The following is an 18,916-nucleotide window of genomic DNA, read 5'->3' on the forward strand; positions in this document are numbered from 1 at the left end:
GCGCCGCACGGATGCGGAGGAAATATCGAACGCGCAACGGTTTCAGTCGGAGAACATCCCCTGATAGATGTCCTTGATGTTCCAGTGGCCGGGTGTCGGCACCGGTTCGTTCACCATCGGGACGTCGATGACCGCGGGACGCCGGTTCGCGACGGCCGCGCGCAGGGCCGCGCCGAGCTCGGCGGGCGTGGTGACGGTGTGGCCGTCGGCGCCGCACGCGACGGCGAGCGCGGCGAAGTCCGGGCTGTAGGGCCGCCCGGCCGGGTCGGTGAAGTCGCAGCCGTGGCTGCGGCCGAAGTGGGCCGCCTGCAGGTCCGAGATGGTCCCGTGCGACCTGTTGTTCATCACGACGAAGATCACGGGGGCGCCCTGCTCGACCGCGAGGGGCACGGCCGGCAACTGCGCGCTCATGCCGCCGTCGCCGATGAGCGCGACCACCGTCCGCTCCGGCCGGGCCAGCTGCACGCCCACGGCCGCGGCCGGGCCGAACCCCATCGTGGAGGCCCCGCCGGGGGTGATGAAGCGCCCCTGCGGCGGCAGTTCGTAGCACTGGGCGACGCCGTTCTTGTTCCAGCCCACGTCGGTGACCAGCACCGCGTCGGCCGGGATCGCGTCGCGCAGGTCCGCCAGGATGCGCTCGGGCCGCAGCGGGAAGTCCTCGCTCCGGCCGCGCTCCCTGCTCGCGGCGAACAGCCCGGCTCTGGCCTCGCGGATCCTCGCTCGCAGCTCCGGCCGCTCGGCCGGGGGATGGGCCTTGGCGGCCTCGGCCAGTGCCCTGACCGCCAGCCCCACGTCGGCGACCGCGCCGATGGCGACCGGATAGTTGCGGCCGAGCTCGGCCGGGTCGATGTCGATCTGGATGAGGGTGGTGCCGCCGGAGAAGTCCCACGTGAAGCGGGGATCCCAGGAGCTGGCGTCGGTCTCGGCGAAGCGGGTGGCCAGGGCGAGCACGACGTCGGACTCGCGGGCGTACGCGTTCGTCAGCTCCAGCCCCCAGAAACCGGTCATGCCCAGCACGAGGGGATGGGCGTCGGGCACGGTGCCCTTGGCCATGAGCGAGTGCGCGATGGGAATGTCCAGATGCTCAGCGAGCGCGATCAACGCCTCGGCATCTTCGCGGAGGCCGCCGCCGACGTAGAGGAGCGGGCGGTCGGCCGCCGCCAGCGTCGCGGCGATCAGTTCGGCGGTGGCCTCGGGCAGGCCGGGCGGCGCCGCGCGGCTGATCGGCGGGTACGGCGCCGCGGGCCGGGAGAAGACGTCCATCGGCACGTTGACGAGCGTGGCTCCCGGGCGTCCGGACAGCGCCGTCCAGAAGGCCCGTTCCACGGCCCTGCCCAGGTCCTGGGCGCGGTGCACGTTCCAGGCCCGCTTGACGAAGGGGCGGAAGACCGACGCCTGGTCGCCGTCGGCGTGCAGGTTGATCTCCTGGTGCGGGTGGCGGCCCCGGTAGTAGGAGGGGATGTCGCCGGAGATCACGACCAGGGGCACCGAGTCGAGCGCGGCGGTCATGACGCCGGTGGCGGCGTTGGTCAGGCCGGGCCCGACGTGAACGAGCAGCACGCCTGGCCTGCCGCTGGCGCGGGCGTAGCCGTCGGCGGCGTGCGCGGCGGCCTGCTCGTGGCGGGCGATGACGAAGCGGATGCGGCTGTCGGCCAGCGCGTCGAGCACCGCGATGTTGGTGTGCCCGCAGGTGCCGAAGACGTACTCGACGCCGAGCTCCTCCAACTGCGCCACCAGGGCATGAGCGGCCGTGGTCATTGATCTCCCCAGATGGTCAGCCCCTTGAGCATGAGGGTCTTGGTCACGGTGAAGTCCTCGATCATCCAGCGGGGCGACTCGCGGCCGATGCCGGAGTCCTTCACGCCGCCGAACGGGACGTGGTCGAGGCGGAAGTTGGAGGAGCCGTTGACGATCAGGCCGCCGACCTCCAGCTCCCGCCAGGCGGTGACGACGCGGCGCACGTCGTGCGTGAAGATCCCGGCCTGCAGGCCGTACGTGCTGCGGTTGCACTCCTCGATCACCTCGTCGAAGCCGTCGTAGGGGAGCACGGCCACCAGCGCGCCGAACACCTCCTCCCTGACGACCCGCGCGTCGCGGGGCGGCGCGACCACGACGGTGGGCGCCATCACCGCGCCTTCGCGGCTGCCGCCCGTGGTGATCGTGGCGCCCGCCCCGGCGGCCTCGGCGCTCCAGCGGACCACGCGCTCGGCCGCGGCGTCGTCCACCATCGAGCCCACGTCGGTCGCCGGGTCGAGGGGGTCGCCCACGGCCAGGGCCTTCACCTCGCCGGTCAGGGCGTCGGCGAACTCGTCGAAACGGGCGCGCTGGACGTAGACGCGCTGGACCGAGATGCAGCTCTGGCCGGAGTTGCTGTAGCCGGTGCGGGCGCAGACCCGGGCCGCCTCGGCGAGGTCGGCGTCCTCGCACACGATGGTCGCGGCGTTGCCGCCGAGTTCGAGCAGCACCCGCTTCGGCCCGGCGGCGTGGGCGACGGCGTGCCCGGCCGCGCCGCCGCCGGTGAAGCTCACCACGGCGATCTCCGGCGCCGCGCACAGCCGCGCGCCCACCTCGCCGCCGCCGTGCAGGACCTGTACGGCCTCGACCGGCATCCCGGCGTCGAGCAGCAGCTCGACCAGCGCCGTGGAGACGGCCGGGGCCTGCGGCGGCGGCTTGACGACGGTGGTGTTGCCCGCGGCGAAGGAGGCGGCGAGCTTGTGGGCCAGCAGGTTCGCGGGCGCGTTGAACGGCGTGATCGCCAGCACGGGGCCCGCGGGGGCGCGCTGGGTGATCGCGGTGTTGCCGACGCCGCGGCCCCAGCCCGCCACCGGCAGCACCTCGCCGCCGATCCGCCTGGCCTCGGCCGCCGCCACGGACAGGGTGTCGGCCACCCGCAGCACCTCGCCGCGCCCGTCCTTGAGAGGTTTGCCCAGTTCGAGCGCCAGCAGGCCGGCGAACTCCTCGCCCCGCTCGCCGATCGCGGCGGCGGCGCGGTCCAGGATGTCCGCGCGGGTGGCCGGGGCCAGCCGCGCGATCGTCCTGGCCGAGCGCCGGGCGTGGTCGAGAGCTGCGGTGACGTCCTCGGCCTGTGCCGTTCTGGCCCGGCTGACGACCTGGCGGACGTAGGGGCCGACGCGCTCGGCCCGCGGTCCTTCGGTGAGCCACCGGCCGGCGACTAAGCAGCCGGCCTCGTGGATTGCGTTCATGACGGCTCCATGGATCCGCTAAGCGGTTCTCTTGAACCGCACTGTGGATGACCTCACGGTATGAGGACCGTGAAGGTTCTGGCAAGACCCTGATCCATACAGCGGATCATGTGGACCATTAAGCGGACCGGATGTTAGCCTGCGGAGCGCATGAGAAGGTGGGCAGCAGGTTCACCTTCTACCCACAAGTGAGGACCCGTGCCTTCGAACCTTCCCGCAGAGTCCGGTGAGAGCGGCGGCGTGCGCAGCGTCCAGCGGGCGTTCGACATCCTGGCGCTGCTCGGCGAGGACCGGCGGACGCTGACCATCCGCGAGGTCGTCGAGGAGACGGGGCTGGCCAAGACGACGGCGCTGCGGCTGCTGCAGACCCTGGAGCACATGGGGCTGCTGTGGAGCACGCCGAAGGGCTACGCTGCCGGTCCCGCCCTGTGGCGCTGGGCCCACCTGGCCCGTTCGGCGTGGGAGCTGCCGCCGGAGACCGTCCAGCTCATGCGCGAGCTGGGCGCGCGGCAGCGGGAGACGGTCAACCTCTACGTGCTGCGCGACGTGCACCGCGTCTGCATCGCCCAGCAGGAGAGCCCGCAGCCGCTGCGCCACGTCGTACGGGTCGGCGACGAGCTGCCGCTGTGGGCGGGGGCCTCCTCGAAGATCCTGCTCAAGGACGCCCCAGAGCGGCTGCTGTCCCGGGTGGCCCGCTCCTCCCCGTACGGCGAGCCCCACGCGGCCACCCTGCGCGAGTGGATCGACCAGGCGGCGCGCGACGGCTACGCGGTCAGCCACGGCGAACGCGAGCCCGGCCTGTCCGCGGTCGCCGTGCCCGTGACGAGCGGCTCGGGTGCGACCGTGGCGGCGCTGACGCTCAGCGGCCCGACGGTGCGCTTCGGCGACGACCGCGTCGAGGCGTTCGCCGCGGACCTGCGGGAGGTGGCCAAGCGCATGTCGGAGCGCGGCTTCGACCACCCCCTCGCCTGAGCGCCGTCAGTAGACGACGATCTTGCCGGTGTTCTGCGGGAAGATCGCGTCGTTGAAGAAGTACTCGCCCGCGGTGCCGAACGTGTGGGTGAACGACTGGCCGGGCATCAGCACGCCGCTGTCGAACTCGTACTCGAAGAACGACACGGCGGCGTGCGCGAACGCGTTGCCGGCCGGGTTGACGAAGGTGACCGTCGTACCCTTCGGCACCCGCAGGTGCTGGGGCGACATGGCGTTCTGGGCGACGGTGTTCTCGCTCGCGCCGGGCCGCTGGTTCGCGGCGTCCCAGATCCGGCCGAGCGTGACGGTGGTGCCGGCGACGGCCCCGGCAACGGCCGGCGCCCTGATGTCGTTGCGCTTCCTGGGCGGGGTGGGCGTGGCGGCCGGGGCCACCTTGCCGCCCAGCTTGAACGCCCACAGGTGGTCGCCGCGCGGGATGTCCGGATACGGCAGCCCGTTGCCGCCGGCCAGGACCGCGATGTACTGCTCGCCGTCGATCTCGTAGCTGATCGGGCTGGTGTGCACGCCGGCGCCGCACTGGAAGCTCCACAGGATCCGGCCGTCGGTGTCGTCCATGGCGTGCAGCAGCCCGTCGGGCCCGCCCTGGAACATCACCCGGCCGCCGGTGGTCAGGATGCCGTTGCCGTGCGCCAGCGACCACTCGCGGTCGAGGGTCCACACCGGCTTGTTCGTGCGCGGGTCCACGGCCGCGATGCCGCCCGCGAAGTACTCGCCCAGCGGGCGCGAGGTGTTGACCCGCCCGTCGTGGGTGTTGGAGAAGCCGGAGTTGATCAGTCCGTAGCCGACGTAGATCCAGCCCGTGTGCGGGTTGTACGACAGGTGCGCCCAGTCCGCGCCGCCGCCCGCGCCGGGGAAGATGATCGTGGCCCGGTCCCAGTGCGGCGTGTAGAGGCCGCCCCAGGCGTAGAACGGCACCGGCCTGGTCGCCTTGCCGAACTCGGGCGCCTGCGTGATGAACGGCTCCCCGCCGGGGAAGGGCTGCGTCGGCGCGGTCTTCTGCCGGGCGTCCTGCGGCACGGGGCGTTCCTCCACGCCGTGCAGCGGCTCGCCGCTCTCCCGGTCGAGGACGTAGAACATGCCGGCCTTGCTTCCGTAGACGACGGCCCTGCGCAGCCGGCCCTTGACCTTGATGTCCACCAGCACCGGCGCCATGACGTTGTCCAGGTCCCAGATGTCGTGGTGGACCGACTGGAAGTGCCACCTGCGTTCGCCGGTCTTGGCGTCGATGGCCACGATCGAGTTGGCGAACAGGTTGTCGCCGCCCCGGCCGGAGCCGTCCAGGCGCGGGTAGGAGCCGCCGAACGTCCAGTAGATCAGGCCCAGGTCCGGGTCGACGGCCGGATGGATCCACGGCACCGCGCCGCCGGTCTTCCAGGACTCGCCCTCCCAGGTGTCGTTGCCGAACCGGCCCTCGCCGGGGCACGCCCAAAAGGTCCAGGCGACCTCGCCGGTGGCGGCCTTGAGCGCGTACGCCCGGCCGCGCGCGCCGCCGGTGCTGCCCTGCATGCCGACGTAGATCAGCCCGTCGTGGTAGACGACGGCGCCGGCCAGCGTGCCGGTCAGGCCGCCGCACTGCCCGTTCTGCGGGTCGCAGCCGCCGGTGTCGCCGCCGCCCTCGTCGTCGGTGATGAGCTGCCGCTGCCAGACGACCCGGCCGGTGTCCTCGGCCAGCGCGTACACGATGTTGGCGCCCGAGGTGGAGTAGACCAGGCCCTCGCCGAGGGCGACGCCGCGCATGTTGGTCTGCCTGGTGCCGAGGTTGGTCTTCCACCTGATCGCGCCGGTCCTGCCGTCCACGGCGAAGACGTTCTGCTGCGTGGTCTGCACGTACAGGACGCCGTTCTCCACGACGCAGGTGCTCTGCTGGTGCGCCGCGGTGCTGCCGCCCTCCAGGTTGACGTGCCAGGCGCCGCCCAGGCGGCTGAGGTTCCTGGCGGTGATCTGCCTGAGCGGGGAGTGGTTGTGGTTGCCCAGGTTGCCGCAGACCTTGGGGAAGTCCTTACCGGTGACGCCGAGGGCGGCCGGCTGCCGTTCCGTGCTCGCCAGTGCTGGTCCGGCGGCGGGTTCGGCAGTGGTCGCGGCGGTGGTCAGCGCCGCGGCCGTGCCGATGAGGAAGTTACGTCGTTCCACTGGCACCACACACCTTCAGCGGTCCGCTACATGGACCTATTGATCCATATGACGGACGCACCATAAGCCTCGGCCGATCGTGAAGGCAAGAGCTTGTCCTCGCGTCCGGCCCTGGTTACGCTCGAACCTCTTAGTGGACCATCTGATCCGTCTAGTGGATCGAGGCATGAGGTGCCCATGCGTACCAGACTGTCGATCGCCGCCCTCACGGGTGCGGCGGCACTCCTGCTCACCGCCACCGCGCCCGGCTCGGCCGCATTGTCCACCGGTGAGGGGGCGCGGAGTCTCGGCGATCCCGACTACGGCGTGTGCCGCGGCACCGACCCGCGCTGCTACCACGACTGGGGCAACTTCGACCCCGCCAAGGGCTACCGGCTGCTCGTCTACAGCCGCACCGCCGGGCCGCGTCACGCCCACCTCGGCACCCCGCTCGGCCCCGGGCTCAACCCGCCGCTCAACGACGACAACGTCGCGGTCAAGGCCGTGATCGAGCTGGGCCAGGACAACGGCTTCGCCGTCGACTACACCGAGGACGTCACCCAGCTGTCCTCGGCGGGGCGGCTGCTGGCGTACAACGCGGTGATGTTCCTCAGCACCACCCGGGACACCCTCGACGACGCCGCGCAGACCGCGCTGCGGCAGTACGTCCGGGCCGGCGGCGGGTTCGTCGGCGTGCACAACGCGTTCGGCACCGAGTACAACTGGCCCTGGTACGAAGGGCTGCTCGGCAACGCCAACTTCTACGACCACGCCGCCAACCAGCCGGGCACCGTCGTCACCGCGGACCGGCGCGACGTCTCCACCCAGGGGCTGCCGCAGCGCTGGGCCTTCACCGACGAGTGGTACAACCTCGTCCCGTTCCCCACCCGCGTCCGCGTCCTGGCCAGGGTGGACGAGAGCACGCTGGCCCGCGGCGTGCGCGGCGGCCTCGGCCACCCCGGCCACGGCGGCGACCATCCGGTCAGCTGGTGCCAGTACTACGACGGCGGCAGGGCCTGGCTGACCACGCTCGGCCACGACGTCAAGGCGTGGACCGACGAGCCGGTGGACGGTGACGAGTACTTCGTCCGGCACCTGCTCGGCGGCGTGAAGTCCGCCATGGGCATGGCGCCCTTCTGCCGCTGAGCAGGCGCCGGCGGGTCACCAGGCGACGGGGAGCTCGTAGACGCCGTAGACCTGGCCGTCGTGCTTGAACGGGATCTGGTCCAGGTCCGCCGCCAGGCGCAGGGACGGGACGCGCCGGTAGAGGGTGCTGTAGGCGACCTGCAGCTCCATCCGCGCCAGCGGCTGGCCCAGGCACTGGTGGACGCCGAAGCCGAAGGCCACGTGACGGCGGGCGTCGCGGCGGATGTCCAGCTCGTCAGGGTCGGGGAAGACCGCGGGGTCGCGGTTGCCGATGTCGTTGGCCAGGATCATCCCCTCGCCCGCGCGGATGACCTGGCCGGCGATCTCGATGTCTTCGAGCGCCACCCGGCGTCGTCCGCTGTGGGTGATGTTGAGGTAGCGCAGCAGCTCCTCCACCGCGCTGGCGACCAGCCGCGGGTCGTCGTTGTGGCGCAGGAGGGCGAGCTGGCCCGGGTGCCGCAGGAGGGCGAGCGTGCCGAGGGCGATCATGTTGGCGGTGGTCTCGTGCCCGGCGATCAGCAGCAGCACGCCCATCTGGGCGGCCTCCTGCCGGGTCATCTCACCGGCCTTGACCCGCTCGGCCAGCTTCGACAGCAGGTCGTCCGCCGGGGCGGCGAGCTTCTCGCCCATCAGGGAGTCCAGGTACTCGAACAGCCTCGAACTCGCGGCGGCCCGCTCCTCGGGCGTCGCGCTGCGCCTGATGACGGTCTTGCTGTTCTCCTGGAAGAAGTCGTGGTCGGAGTAGGGCACGCCGAGCAACTCGCAGATCACCAGCGAGGGCACCGGCAGGGCGAACGCCTCCACCAGGTCCACCGGGTTCGGGCCGGCCAGCAGGTCGTCGATCAGCTCGTCCACGATCTTCTGCACGGCCGGGCGCATGGACTCCACCCGCCTGACGGTGAACTGGGCCTGCACCATCCGCCGCAGCCGGGCGTGCTCGGGGTCGTCCATCATGATGAAGCTGATCGCCCCGCCGCCGACCCGGGGCGCCTGGATCGGGTAGCCGGGGCGGGTGGCATCGGCGCTGACCCTGGGGTCGGCCAGCAGCGCCCGCTGCTCGGCGTACGTGGACACCAGCCACGGGGTGCTGCCGTCCCACAACCTGACCTTGGCCAGCGGCCCCTGCTCCTGAAGGGTCCGCAGGGGCGGCGGCGGGTCGAACGGGCAGCCCTCGGCTCTGGGCATCGGGAACTCGTGGATCTCAGTCATCGCCGGCTTCCTTCGCGTGAGGTCGTTCGGGGGTCGAGAGCGTGATGGGTGCGGTCCACAGCCCGACGGTCGCGTCGATCAGCCCGGTCGCCGCGTCGTGCCAGCCGGCACGGGGCGTGGGGGCCTCCTCGGCCAGCGCGCGCTCGCGCTCGGCGCACATGTGCACCATGAGGTGGCTCGTCATGGCCCTGCGTTCGGCCCGTACGTCGGGCGGCAGTTCGGGCAGGCACCGCTTCAGCTCGCCGATGATCTCGACGAGCGCGGGCGAGCTCAGCGCGTCGTCGACCATGATGCCGCGCAGCACGGGGTCGGTCATCACCTGCGCGCCGAACCGGGCGAACCAGGTGGGGTTGCCCAGCTCGGCCAGATGCTCGGTGACCGGGCGCACCAGGCATGCCACCCAGTCGCGCACCTCGTCGGACCCGGCCGTCTCCGCCAGCCTGCGCCGCCGGATGCGCTCGATCCGCTCGGTGTGCTTGCGCACGATCGCGCGCACCAGGTCGGTCTTCGTGCCGAAGTGGTAGCCGACGGCGGCGTTGTTGCCCTGCCCGGCCGCCTCGCTGACCTGCCGGTTGGACACGGCGAACACCCCGTGCTCGGCGAACAGCCGCTCGGCCGCCGTCAGGATCTGCTCGCGGGTCTCGCCGGCCCGCTCGGCCCGCACCGTCATGATCAGGGGATGGCTCTCACCGCGTCCTTGACTCACCATGACCTCCCGAGTCGACCCCCTCCATGCCAGCCAACCAGGTGCGGAGTCGTAAGTCAAGCGACTGAATTAACTCGTGACCGGGCGCGCGGGCGAAAGTGTCGGCCACGCTGGTTAATGTCCCCGCTGTGGATCACTGGGCAGAGATCGAGAAGCTGATCGTGGACCGCCGGGCCGACCGGCTCGCCGAGCGGGTCAAGGCGCTGGACGAGCAGGCGTGCAAGGAGGTCGCGGCCCGATTACCGGAGCTGCTGAAGGAGCTGCGCGCCCGGTTCGACCGGTGGGACGACGGTCTGGCCGACTACGGGAGCGTGTTCCGGGTGGCGGGCGCGGCCACCTTCGGCGGGGCGGCGGCCGTGGCGTCCTGGCTCTACCGGCGCGACTTCGCGCCGCAGTGGGCCGGCCCCGACGCCGACGTCGGCCTCGTCCTGGCGGTGCTCGCCGACCGGCCCGCCGCCTGGCGCGCCGACCTGGCCGAGCGGCTGGTGCTGCGCCTGCGCGGGTCCGACGACCGCGGCATGGAGCTCGCCCTGGCCCTGGTCCGCGAGGCCGGCATCGAGCCGCCGCCGCACGACCCGCTGGTGGCCGGCTGGGTGGCTCGCGAGCCGTCGCCGTCCCTGCCCGGCGACCCGCTGCTCGGCCACCTGCTGCCGCGCCTGTTCGAGGCCCAGGGGGTCGGCCGGGTGCTCCAGTGGGAGCGGTCGCCGCAGGAGGGCTGGCTGCGGGCGCTGCTGGAGGTGGCCGCGTCGGGCCAGGTGCGGCGCGAGGCGCTGATCGACGGCTGCGTGCGCCGCTTCCTGCTCGGTGGCACGCCCATCGACCTGCGCTTCTTCGTGCGCCTGCACGAGGCGCTGGACCCCTCGCCCGCCGAGGGGGCCGCCCGCGCCCGCGACTACCTGCGCCTGCTGCCCGCCTCCCCGGGCCCTGTCGCCGAGCTGGCGGTGAAGCGCCTGCGCGCCTGCGGCGATCTCGGCGCCGACGACCTGGCCGAGGCGTGGGGGTCGCTGCTGTTCCGCGCCGAGCGCAAGCTGGTGCGCGCCGGGATATCGTGGCTCGACCGTTCCGTACGGCGTTCGCCCGAACTCGCCGGCCTGGTCGCCGCGCCGCTGGCCAGTGCCTTCGCCGCCGACTCGGCCGAGCTCCAGGAGAAGGCCGTCGAGCTGGCCGTGGCCCACGCCGGCCGCATGACCGAGGAGGGGCGCGCCACCGTACGCGAGGCGATCGAGCTGCTCCCGCCCCACCTCGGCCTGCGGGCCGCCGCCGCCTTCGCGGGCGGCAGCGTGGCCGAGGCCGAGCCCGTGTTCGTGCCGCCGCCTCTGCCCCCGGCGCCCGAACGCGCCGTCGCCTTCCCGCCTGCGATCGAGTCCATCGAGGAACTCATGACGGAGGGGGCCCGCTCCTGGCAGGCCTGGGAACGGCGGCTGGCCGGGTTCGTCGCGCTCGTCGGCCGTGACCGGGCGGGCGTGGTGGCGGAGCTGCGCCCCCGGCTGATCGGCGGGCCCGGCTGGACCTACCGCCAGGAGACCTGGGAGCGGGTCGACCAATGGTTCGACGGCGCCGCGCATTCCCTGACCGGGACCGCGTCCGCCCAGCGCGCCTGGTTGCGCTACATGCCGACGAGCGGGCCGGCCGCCCCGCTCCGGCTCCTGCTGCATCGCGCGGCCGAGATCCTGCGGGCCGTCGAGGAGGACACCCTCCCGCCGCTGCTGCTGGCCACGCCCACGCACAGCACCGGGCACGTGGCCGCGGCCGAGCTCGTCCGGCGGCTGGAGGAGATCGAGGCGGCCGGGGCCAAACCGCTGGCTGCCGACCTCCAGCAGGCGCTGCTGCGCCTGCCGCGCACCCCGGATCTCGAGGCCATGCGGCGGGCGGCGCGGCTGACGTCCGGCGCGGGCCGGATCGTGGCCGGGTGGACCTGCCCGGAGGTCGCGATCGAGCTCGAGTGGCGGTGCAACGGCGAAGGCGAAGGCCATGACTGGCACGATCGGAGCCACGAGCACAACGTACGCCTGGTGCCGTCGGCCACCGTCGAGCCCACCGGGCTGCCTCTGGTCGACCTGATGCTCAGCGTCCCCGAGCACTGGGGCGACTCCGAGCACCGGGAGTGGTGGCCCTCGACGCTGCCCTCCCACCGCGAGGTCGCCGCCGCGTACCTCATGCCGCACGTGCTCAGGCGCTACTGGGAGCACGACACCGTCGGGCCGGAGCAGGCCCGCGAGCTCGCCCGCGCGGAGGGACCGGTCGGGGCGGCGTTCGCGGTCGTCCTCGCCCGGGTCCTGGGGGACCCGCGGATGCCCGAGTCGGTCGACGTCCTGCTGGAGACCGCCGCGCGGGACGAGCTGCCCGCAGAGGAGGTCGGCCGCCAGACCGGGCTCCTCCTGGCCGGCGGCGAGGTGCGGATGATCGACATGATCGCCGCGCTGGAGGCCGCGGCCCGGCGTGGCGCCCACGCGTACGTGTGGCGGATCGCCTCCACCGCCCTGCCCACCCTGTTGCCCGCGCCGGGCGAGCGCCCCCGCAACGGCCTGGCCGGCTTCGTCGCCCTCGCCGCCGCGACGGCGGACTGGTCCGGGGCGCGCGGCGAGATCCCCGAGGTACGCGCCATGGCCGCCCGCAGGGGCGGCAGCGGCCTGCTGCGCGAGATCCGCCGGCTGCACGACCTGCTCACCGCCGACGACGGCCAGGAAGGATGACCATGGCGGCCAGACGATCCCGAAAGAACAGACACTGGCGGACCCGGCACGACGAGGGCCACGCCCTGCGGTTGGAGATCGGAGACCTCGCCCGCGCCGCCGCCGAGCCGGGCTGGACGCGGCTGGAGGTCCGCCGCGCCCAGGTCGGCCCGTACGCGCGGACCACGCTCACCCGCGACGGCCGCGAGATCGCCGCCGAGGGGTTGGACGAGCCGTTCCAGCGCCTGCGCGAGCTCTCCTACAGGGCCGATTCCGGCACCTGGTTCACCTGCGAGCTGGCGTTCTCGGCCGGCAGCCGGGGCTACACCGGGCGCGTCGACTCCTCCGCGCCGCCGTTCGAGGACGTGCCCGCGCCGGCGGCGCTGGCGGAGCTGACCACGTTCCCTCGCGCGGAGACGCCCGGCTGGCTGCTGGCCGCGCTTCCGACCGCCGTGCCGATCGGCATGCCCACGACGTACGGCGAACACTACGACCGCCGCCACAACCCATGGGGCGACGACCGCTCCGATCGCCGCCCACCACCTCCGCCCCCGATCCACGGGGACGTCGCCTACGTCCCGGCCGCGGCCATGACCTGCCGCGACTTCGGCCAGGGCGACGAGCACCGCCGGCGCGTGGTCTTCCTGGCGGAGTCGGCCGACGACGAGTCCGAGCACCTCTACGTGCTGGGCTACGAGGAGGTCTACTGGGTGGCCCGGCACGGCATCCGCGGCACCGGCGAGGGCGTGCGCTCCATCACCCTGGACGGGACGGCGCTCCGGTTGGAGCTGACTCCCGAGGCGGCCGACGCCCTGGGGACCGAGACCACCTTCGAGGCCCGCCTCGAAGTACCGCCCGAGACGATCGCCGAACTGTGCGCCGCCCTGGGCGCCGTGCTCGGCCCCATCGCCCAGGCGCCGGAGCTCATCGGCTTCTGAACCCGGCCGGTCCGGCGCCGTCAGCCGGTGGGAGCCTGAGCCGCGCGGGCCTCGGGCGTGGTGAGGGCGTCGAGCAGTCCGGGGAACGCCTCGTCCATGTCGGTCCGGCGCAGGGCGTTCATCCGGGAGGTCCCGACGTAGTACTGCCGGATCAGGCCCGCCTCGCGCAGCACGTTGAAGTGGTGGGTGGCGGTGGACTTGCTGACCGGTATGTCGAAGTCGCCGCACTTGATGTCCTCGCCGGTGGCGTCGAGCTGCGTGACGATGCTCCGGCGCACCGGATCGACGAGGGCCTCCAGCACCTGCTGGAGGCCGAACTGCGACACCTCGGGGTGCGGCGGTGTACGTCCCATGAGCCAATGGTACGGCACTCATCGAAGTTTGACGCCCATCGTACTTCTCCCTACAGTGGGCCGCGTTCGCGGCGAGAGAAGGACGGTGTCATGGCGAGGACTGTGCGGTTCCACGAGGTCGGCGGGCCCGAGGTGATGCGGCTGGAGGAGGTGGAACCGGGCGAGCCGGGGCCGGGCGAGGTGCGGATCCGGGTGGACGCGATCGGGGTCAACCGGGCGGAGGCGCTGTTCCGGAGCGGCCGGTACATCGAGCCGATCAAGCGGTTTCCGGCCGGGCTCGGCTCCGAGGCCGCCGGTGTGATCGAGGCGCTCGGCCCGGAGGTGACCGGGTTCGAGGAGGGCCAGGCGGTCAGCGTCGTGCCGAACTTCTCCTACAACGACTACGGCATGTACGCCGAACGGGCTATCGCGCCGGTGAGCGCGCTCGTGCCGCGCCCCGACGGGGTGGACGCGGTCTCCGGCGCCGCGGTGTGGATGCCCTACCTGACGGCCTACGGCGCGATGGTGGAGGTCGGCGGGATGCGGGCGGGTGACGTGGCGGTGGTGAACGCGGCCTCCAGCGGCGTCGGCCTGGCCGCGATCCACACGGCCGGCCGCGTGGGCGCCATGCCGATCGCCGTCACCCGCACCCGCGCCAAGAGGTCGCGGCTGATCGAGGAGGGCGCCGCCGAGGTGATCGTCTCGGACGAGGAGGACGTGGCGGGCCGCATCCTGGCGCTGACCGGCGGCCGGGGCGCGGAGTACGTCTTCGACGCCGTCGCCGGACCGGGCGTGGCGGAGCTGGCCAGAGCGGTGGCGGCCGGAGGGACGCTGTTCCTGTGGGGCGCGCAGAGCGGGCGGCCGACGCCTTACCCGGGGTTCGAGCTGGGCATGCCGGCGCTGAACCTGCGCACGTACACGGTGCACGAGATCACCAGGGATCCCCGGCGGATGCGCCGCGCCGCGGCGTTCGTCGCCTCGGGGCTGCGCGGCGGGGCCTTCCGCGCGGTGGTGGATCGCCTGTTCCCGCTGGAGGAGATCGTGGAGGCGCACCGGCACATGGAGTCGAACACCCGGTTCGGCAAGATCGTCGTCACGACCTAGTTGCCTCTGTACCTACTAGTATGTACGCTCATGGGCGTGGACATGAGAGAGCAGCTGATCGAGAGCACCCGCGAGCTGCTGTGGGAGCGCGGATACGTGGGCACCTCGCCGAAGGCGATCCAGCAGCGGTCCGGGGCGGGCCAGGGCAGCATGTACCACCACTTCCGCGGCAAGCCCGACCTGGCGCTGGCCGCGATCACCCGCAGCGCCGAGGAGATGCGCGCCCGCGCGGAGGCGGAGCTGTCCGGGCCGGGCGGCCCGGTCCGGCGGATCACCGTCTACCTGCGCCGGGAGCGCGACGCGCTGCGAGGCTGCCCGGTCGGCCGCCTGACGCAGGACCCGGACGTGATGAGCGATCCCGACCTGCGCCGTCCGGTCGAGGAGACCTTCTCCTGGCTGCGGACCAGGCTCGCCGCCCTCCTCGCGGAAGCGCGGGCGAGCGGCGAGTTCGCGGCCGGGCCCGACCCGGCCGCCACCGCCACCGCGCTCGTCGCGGTGCTGCAGGGCGGATACGTGCTGGCCCGCGCCGCCGATGACGCCGAAGTGTACGCGCAGGCCGTGGACGGCGCGCTCGGCCTGCTCGCCGGGCACGTCCGCTGAACGGCACGAAGGGAGCACCCGCATGAGCGCCATCAGCCGCGAGCACCTGCTGACCGGAGATCTGACCGGCCGGCCCGGGCGGATCGACCGGGTGGAGACGCACCGGGTCACCCTGCCGCCGGGGGCGGCGAGCGGCCCGCACACCCACCCCGGCGGCGTCGCCGGTTACGTCACCGGCGGCCGGATCGTCTACGAGCTCGACGGGCACCCCGCGCAGGAGCTTCAGGCCGGGAGCGCCTTCTTCGAGCCCGCGGGCGCGACCGTCCGCCGCTTCGACAACCTCTCCGCCGCCGAGCCGGCCACGTTCGTGGCCAGTTACCTGCTCACCGGTGACCAGCCCCTGATCGAATCGCTGTGAAAGAAGGAATCAATGCCCTTCGTTCGTATTGACGCGCTCCGTGCGGACCGGCAGCGGCTGGAGGCCCTGGGCCGGGCCGTGCACGACGCCCTGGTCGAGGCCATCGGCATCCCGCAGGACGACCTGTTCCAGGTGCTCACCAGCCACGACGGCACGCGGGGCACGTTCCGTTACGACGACGGCTACCTCGGCATCCGCCGGGACGACGACCTCGTGTTCGTGGCCGTCACCATGCGCGCGGGACGCACCGCCGACCAGAAGCAGGCCCTCTACCGCAGGATCGCCGAGCTCGCCGAGGAGTACGCGGGCACCGAGCCGCGGAACGTGTTCGTCACGATCACCGAGAACACGCTGCTCGACTGGTCGTTCGGCGAGGGTGTGGCCCAGTACGCCGCCGCCGGCGCCTGACCAGAGCTCGCCGCGTCGCCGCCGGCGCACGTGCACGGGCGCGGCGTCGTGGTCCTCCAGGGCACCGCGGCCGGTCACGTGCGGGTCGTGAGGGCGAGGACCTTGACGTTGGGCATCGCGGGGCTGGTGAACGAGACCGTCGCGCGGGTCGCGTCCACCGGCACGGACACCCGCCAGATGCTCACCTTGCGGCCGTCGGCGGTGCCGTTGACGTTGTAGCGGGTGTCGGCCGTGATCGCCGCCTCCTCGCCGAAGTGAGGTGACGCGCTGGCCCAGTCGGTCACCTTCAGCGGGGCCGTGGAGATCGTGCCGTCCGCGTAGGCGATCGTGAGCTCGGTCTGCTGGTCGCCGTTCACGGCCGTGACCAGCAGGTCGAGCGCCTGGTAGCGGCCCGGCGTGAGATAGGTGCGCTGGCCGCGCAGACTGTGGAAGTTGCCCGCCGCGCCCTTGGTCTCCGGGACCAGGTAGGAGCCGCCCGACACGGTGCGCAGGCCCGGCCCGGGCAGCTGCTCGGCGGGGAAGCTCCAGCCCTTGCCGTCCAGGTTGCCCTGGGCCTTGGCGTCCGTGGTGGCCACGCCGTCCACGTCGTACTGGAGTCGCTGGGCGCACGAGGAGCCGGACGGCTCGCACGCGGCGGGCAGGTTCGGGATCGGGGTTTCGGCGGCGGGGACGCGGTCGACGGGGAGGTCGCCGGAGCCGGTCGCCCACGAGGTGTCGGGGGTGGCGCCGACGTCGACCACGACCTCGCCGCCCCGGTTGAGCAGGGACTCCGGGAGCCAGGAGCGGGTGTACGCCTTGCCGTTGACCCGCACGTCCTGGACATAGACGGCCTCGGGCGCGGCCCCCGGGGCGCTCACGGTGATCGTGCGGCCGTTGCCGCGCTTGATCCACGCCTTCGGGAACATGGGGCTGGACAGCAGCATCTCGCCCCGGCTCGGCGTCTGGGGGTACAGGCCGAGCGCGGCGAAGACGTACCAGGCGGACATGGTGCCGAGGTCGTCGTTGCCGGGCAGGCCGCCGGGCCCGGTCCGGTACACGAGGGAGGCCATCGCGCGCACGGTCTCCTGGGTCTTCCACGGCTGGCCGAGCGCGTTGTAGAGCCACGGGACGTGGATGCCGGGCTCGTTCGTCGGGTCGTAGCGGAAGCCGTCGCCGCCGGTCGCCCACGAGCCGTCGGCGCGGTGGAAGAACGTGTCCAGCCGCCTGGCCGCCTGCTCCTTGCCGCCCATCGCGGCGGCCAGCCCGGAGACGTCGTGCTGGACCATCCAGGTGTAGGTGGCGCTGGTGCCCTGCGCGAAACCGGCGTCGGAGGTCGCCGAGAACGGCCACAGCCAGCTGCCGTCGGCCTTGCGCGCCTGCTGGTAGCCGCCTTCCGGGCCGGCGGACGGGTTGAACGTGTTACGCCACCAGCTCGCCCGCGGCATCAGCAGGTCGCGCTCGGCGTCCCGGCCGAGCCGGCCCGCCCAGTCCGCGAGCGCGAAGTCGGCGGTCGCGTCCTCCAGCGTCTCCGCCGCGCCGCCCCAGCAGTGGCAGGTGTCCTGGGGCGCGTAGCCGAGCCGCAGGTACTCGGCCAGGTTCGGGCGCTGGCCCTCGCACTGGCCCGGGCACCCCCTGTCGGACAGGCCGGACGGGTGCGGCACGGTCGCCTGCTTCACCAGGGAGTCGAAGGCCCCGCGTACGTCGAAGTTCCGCACGCCGAGCGCGTGGAAGCCGGCGAGCGCGGGGGCCGACGGGTCGCCGGTCATCACGTGGGTGGGGCCGTTGACGTGCACCCAGCGGTCCCAGACGCCGCCGTTCTGCCGCGCCAGGTTGTACAGGGACTGGGCGTAGTCGCCGGCGACCCGCGGTTCGAGCAGCGCCAGCAGCTGGGTGTGCGCGCGGTACTGGTCCCAGCCGGAGAAGTTGCCGTACTGGACGCCCTGCCCGCGGGCCAGCCGGTGCACCTTCCGATCGCTGCCGAGGTAGGTGCCCGCGACGTCGCTGGTCACGTTGGGCTGCAGGTAGGAGTGGTACATCGCGGTGTAGAACGTGGTCAGCAGGCCCGCCGGGCCGCCGGCCACCTCGACCGAGCGCAGCCGCTCGTTCCAGGCGCGGGTCGCCCGGTCCGCCACGGACGCGACGCCGTCCCGCCCGGAGATCTCCTCGGCCAGGTTCTGCTCGGCCGCCGCCAGGCTGGTGTAGGAGATGCCGACCTTCATGCGGACGTCGGTGCCGTCGAAGGTGACGTACCCGCCGGAGCCGCGGCCCGCGCGGTCGGCGCCCGTGGCGTAGCCCTCGCCGCCGCTCGCCGTCGTCGTGCCGGGGCGCAGGTCTCCGTTCACCCAGGTGCCGGTGCCGGAGAAGGCGCGGTCGAACGAGGCGGCGAAGTGCAGCCGGTAGTAGCTCTTGCGGTTGTTGACGCCGCCGTTCGCCCGGCGGCCACAGAAGGCGCCGGTCAGCACCGAGCCGGTGACCCTACGGCCGGCGGGGTCGATCGTGATCTCGGCGTCCTCGCTGCCGTTGAGCGAGTTGGACACCCGGAACAGCAGGCTGGCCGGCACGCCCTCCGGGAAGGTGAACTCGCCCACGCCCGCGCGGGTCGTGACCGCGAGGTCGGCCTTGACGCCGGAGTCCAGCGTGACCGTGTACCGGCCGGGCCGTGCGCTCTCGTTGTCGTGGCTGAACGTGCTCGCGTAGACGGCGTCCGTCGTGTCCGCGGTCGGCGACGACGTGACCGCACCGGCGAACGGCAGGATCGGGACGTCGCCCGCGGCCCCCGGATGGCAGCCCGCGCCGTTGACGTGGGTGAGCGCGAAGCCCCGCACGCGGGGCGTGTTGTAGGAGTAGCCGTTGGCGCCGGCGGCGTTGGTCTGGTCGCCCGCCGTGTTGGTCGGGCTCCACGAGATCATCCCGAACGGCAGGACGGCGCCGGGGTAGGTGTTGCCGCCGTTGGCCGACCCGATCAGCGGGTCGACATGGCGTACGGGATCGGTGACCTTGGCGGGGGCGTGGGCCGCGGCCGCCGGGACGGCGACGATCATGCTGAGCACCATGCTGAGCACCATGCTGAGCACTGTGCTGACTACTGGGCCGATGACTGCGGCGGCCGGCCACGAACGGGGAGAGAACACGTCGTGATCACATCGGCTCACACTAACT

The 18,916-nt window shown here is 72.9% G+C and carries 15 protein-coding genes; 8 read left to right on the plus strand and 7 right to left on the minus strand.

The window, feature by feature from the left end:
* Positions 1–42 precede the first annotated feature (42 nt).
* Positions 43–1,758, minus strand: coding sequence for a thiamine pyrophosphate-binding protein (locus ACIBQ1_RS34700; RefSeq protein WP_397283529.1), 1,716 nt, complete (start codon positions 1,756–1,758; stop codon positions 43–45).
* Positions 1,755–3,203, minus strand: a complete 1,449-nt coding sequence (locus ACIBQ1_RS34705; protein WP_397283530.1) for an aldehyde dehydrogenase family protein — start codon at positions 3,201–3,203, stop codon at positions 1,755–1,757. The genes ACIBQ1_RS34700 and ACIBQ1_RS34705 overlap by 4 nt, the downstream gene beginning before the upstream one ends.
* A gap of 198 nt (positions 3,204–3,401) precedes the next feature.
* Here ACIBQ1_RS34705 and ACIBQ1_RS34710 point away from each other — a divergent pair, with 198 nt between their 5' ends.
* Positions 3,402–4,175 (plus strand): IclR family transcriptional regulator, encoded by a 774-nt coding sequence (locus ACIBQ1_RS34710; RefSeq protein WP_397283531.1) that lies wholly within the window; start codon positions 3,402–3,404, stop codon positions 4,173–4,175.
* A 6-nt stretch (positions 4,176–4,181) separates the two neighbouring features.
* Here the strand turns inward: ACIBQ1_RS34710 and ACIBQ1_RS34715 are convergent, their stop codons facing one another.
* Positions 4,182–6,326 carry a PQQ-binding-like beta-propeller repeat protein gene (locus ACIBQ1_RS34715; protein ID WP_397283532.1) on the minus strand — a complete coding sequence of 715 codons (2,145 nt, stop codon included), beginning with the start codon at positions 6,324–6,326 and terminating at the stop codon, positions 4,182–4,184.
* A 177-nt stretch (positions 6,327–6,503) separates the two neighbouring features.
* Here ACIBQ1_RS34715 and ACIBQ1_RS34720 point away from each other — a divergent pair, with 177 nt between their 5' ends.
* Positions 6,504–7,451 carry a ThuA domain-containing protein gene (locus tag ACIBQ1_RS34720; RefSeq protein WP_397283533.1) on the plus strand — a complete coding sequence of 316 codons (948 nt, stop codon included), beginning with the start codon at positions 6,504–6,506 and terminating at the stop codon, positions 7,449–7,451.
* Positions 7,452–7,466: 15 nt separating this feature from the next.
* Here ACIBQ1_RS34720 and ACIBQ1_RS34725 read toward each other — a convergent pair whose 3' ends face one another.
* A complete protein-coding gene (locus ACIBQ1_RS34725; RefSeq protein WP_397283534.1) occupies positions 7,467–8,660 on the minus strand; it encodes a cytochrome P450 in 1,194 nt (397 codons plus the stop codon).
* Complete coding sequence (locus tag ACIBQ1_RS34730; RefSeq protein ID WP_397283535.1) at positions 8,653–9,330, minus strand: TetR/AcrR family transcriptional regulator; 678 nt, start codon at positions 9,328–9,330, stop codon at positions 8,653–8,655. The genes ACIBQ1_RS34725 and ACIBQ1_RS34730 overlap by 8 nt, the downstream gene beginning before the upstream one ends.
* A gap of 164 nt (positions 9,331–9,494) precedes the next feature.
* Between ACIBQ1_RS34730 and ACIBQ1_RS34735 the strand changes: the two genes are divergently transcribed.
* The gene (locus ACIBQ1_RS34735) at positions 9,495–12,059 is read left to right on the plus strand and encodes a DUF6493 family protein (protein ID WP_397283536.1); all 2,565 of its coding nucleotides are present in this window, start codon (positions 9,495–9,497) and stop codon (positions 12,057–12,059) included.
* Positions 12,060–12,061: 2 nt separating this feature from the next.
* A complete protein-coding gene (locus tag ACIBQ1_RS34740) occupies positions 12,062–12,976 on the plus strand; it encodes a hypothetical protein (protein ID WP_397283537.1) in 915 nt (304 codons plus the stop codon).
* A 20-nt stretch (positions 12,977–12,996) separates the two neighbouring features.
* On the opposite strand, the gene ACIBQ1_RS34745 is transcribed toward ACIBQ1_RS34740, so the two are convergent.
* Positions 12,997–13,329 carry an ArsR/SmtB family transcription factor gene (locus ACIBQ1_RS34745; RefSeq protein ID WP_397283538.1) on the minus strand — a complete coding sequence of 111 codons (333 nt, stop codon included), beginning with the start codon at positions 13,327–13,329 and terminating at the stop codon, positions 12,997–12,999.
* 90 nt (positions 13,330–13,419) lie between these two features.
* Between ACIBQ1_RS34745 and ACIBQ1_RS34750 the strand changes: the two genes are divergently transcribed.
* Genes ACIBQ1_RS34750 through ACIBQ1_RS34765 form a run of 4 tightly spaced genes read left to right on the plus strand, consistent with a single transcriptional unit; the run spans position 13,420 to position 15,778 of the window.
* Positions 13,420–14,412 carry a zinc-dependent alcohol dehydrogenase family protein gene (locus ACIBQ1_RS34750; protein WP_397283539.1) on the plus strand — a complete coding sequence of 331 codons (993 nt, stop codon included), beginning with the start codon at positions 13,420–13,422 and terminating at the stop codon, positions 14,410–14,412.
* A gap of 42 nt (positions 14,413–14,454) precedes the next feature.
* The gene (locus tag ACIBQ1_RS34755) at positions 14,455–15,012 is read left to right on the plus strand and encodes a TetR/AcrR family transcriptional regulator (RefSeq protein WP_397283667.1); all 558 of its coding nucleotides are present in this window, start codon (positions 14,455–14,457) and stop codon (positions 15,010–15,012) included.
* Positions 15,013–15,034: 22 nt separating this feature from the next.
* Positions 15,035–15,370: a cupin domain-containing protein gene (locus ACIBQ1_RS34760; RefSeq protein WP_397283540.1), complete on the plus strand. Its 336-nt coding sequence runs from the start codon at positions 15,035–15,037 to the stop codon at positions 15,368–15,370.
* A 12-nt stretch (positions 15,371–15,382) separates the two neighbouring features.
* The gene (locus ACIBQ1_RS34765) at positions 15,383–15,778 is read left to right on the plus strand and encodes a tautomerase family protein (RefSeq protein ID WP_397283541.1); all 396 of its coding nucleotides are present in this window, start codon (positions 15,383–15,385) and stop codon (positions 15,776–15,778) included.
* Positions 15,779–15,852: 74 nt separating this feature from the next.
* On the opposite strand, the gene ACIBQ1_RS34770 is transcribed toward ACIBQ1_RS34765, so the two are convergent.
* The gene (locus ACIBQ1_RS34770; RefSeq protein ID WP_397283542.1) at positions 15,853–18,822 is read right to left on the minus strand and encodes a GH92 family glycosyl hydrolase; all 2,970 of its coding nucleotides are present in this window, start codon (positions 18,820–18,822) and stop codon (positions 15,853–15,855) included.
* Positions 18,823–18,916 lie beyond the last annotated feature (94 nt).

This window comes from Nonomuraea sp. NPDC050153 (assembly GCF_044460125.1).
Classification (GTDB): domain Bacteria; phylum Actinomycetota; class Actinomycetes; order Streptosporangiales; family Streptosporangiaceae; genus Nonomuraea.

Coding starts and splice junctions, on each gene's coding strand:
- ACIBQ1_RS34770 (WP_397283542.1), bottom strand. CDS start 18,822: ATGGTGCTCAGCATGGTGCTCAGCATGATCGTCGCCGTCCCGGCGGCC.
- ACIBQ1_RS34765 (WP_397283541.1), top strand. CDS start 15,383: ATGCCCTTCGTTCGTATTGACGCGCTCCGTGCGGACCGGCAGCGGCTG.
- ACIBQ1_RS34755 (WP_397283667.1), top strand. CDS start 14,455: ATGAGAGAGCAGCTGATCGAGAGCACCCGCGAGCTGCTGTGGGAGCGC.
- ACIBQ1_RS34725 (WP_397283534.1), bottom strand. CDS start 8,660: ATGACTGAGATCCACGAGTTCCCGATGCCCAGAGCCGAGGGCTGCCCG.
- ACIBQ1_RS34705 (WP_397283530.1), bottom strand. CDS start 3,203: ATGAACGCAATCCACGAGGCCGGCTGCTTAGTCGCCGGCCGGTGGCTC.
- ACIBQ1_RS34700 (WP_397283529.1), bottom strand. CDS start 1,758: ATGACCACGGCCGCTCATGCCCTGGTGGCGCAGTTGGAGGAGCTCGGC.
- ACIBQ1_RS34730 (WP_397283535.1), bottom strand. CDS start 9,330: ATGACGGTGCGGGCCGAGCGGGCCGGCGAGACCCGCGAGCAGATCCTG.
- ACIBQ1_RS34750 (WP_397283539.1), top strand. CDS start 13,420: ATGGCGAGGACTGTGCGGTTCCACGAGGTCGGCGGGCCCGAGGTGATG.
- ACIBQ1_RS34745 (WP_397283538.1), bottom strand. CDS start 13,329: ATGGGACGTACACCGCCGCACCCCGAGGTGTCGCAGTTCGGCCTCCAG.
- ACIBQ1_RS34720 (WP_397283533.1), top strand. CDS start 6,504: ATGCGTACCAGACTGTCGATCGCCGCCCTCACGGGTGCGGCGGCACTC.
- ACIBQ1_RS34760 (WP_397283540.1), top strand. CDS start 15,035: ATGAGCGCCATCAGCCGCGAGCACCTGCTGACCGGAGATCTGACCGGC.
- ACIBQ1_RS34740 (WP_397283537.1), top strand. CDS start 12,062: ATGGCGGCCAGACGATCCCGAAAGAACAGACACTGGCGGACCCGGCAC.